Source organism: Bacillus sp. mrc49, assembly GCF_002803435.1.
The window spans coordinates 1-515 of record NZ_PHNG01000028.1 but is presented as its reverse complement, the minus strand read 5'-3'; the positions used below and the strand labels follow the sequence as shown (position 1 = coordinate 515).

Below are 515 nucleotides of genomic sequence, written 5' to 3'. Positions count from 1 at the left end.
TGCGGTTAGCCCTTATTTTTATTCAGCAAATTCGCCAACCAGGTGACGATCAGCACCACGGCGAAATAAGAAATGACCAATGCGCTGGTGAAATGGCCGCTGCCGTTACGCATGTTATAGAGGTAAACCTGCAGCGTTTCGTATTGGCTGCCCACCAGCAGGTTGGCGAAGACGAATTCGCCAATCAGGAAAGAGAACGACAGCAGTACCGCAATCATTCCGCCCTTGCGCAGGTTCGGCAGCACCACCAGCAGCGCCGCCTGCCAGGTGCTGGCGCCCAGCAGATGTGCGGCGTCCATCAGGTCGCGCAGGTTGATCGCCTGCATGTTGTTGCTGATGGCGCGGTAAATAAACGGCAACGTAATGGAAAAATAGCAGCCGATCAGGATCCACGGCGTGCCCAGCAGCGGCAACGGATCGGCGGCGAACAGCTGCATCAACCCGACTGCCGACACCACCGGCGGCACGGCGAACGGCAGCAGGATCAGCACGTTCATGACCGCATCCAGCTTGGG

1 protein-coding gene is annotated in these 515 nt (G+C 58.1%); it reads right to left on the bottom strand.

Annotated features, from left to right (window positions below):
* Positions 1–5: 5 nt before the first annotated feature.
* Positions 6–515: ABC transporter permease (locus CVN76_RS00285; protein ID WP_157805372.1), on the bottom strand; the 510-nt coding region annotated here is incomplete at its 5' end.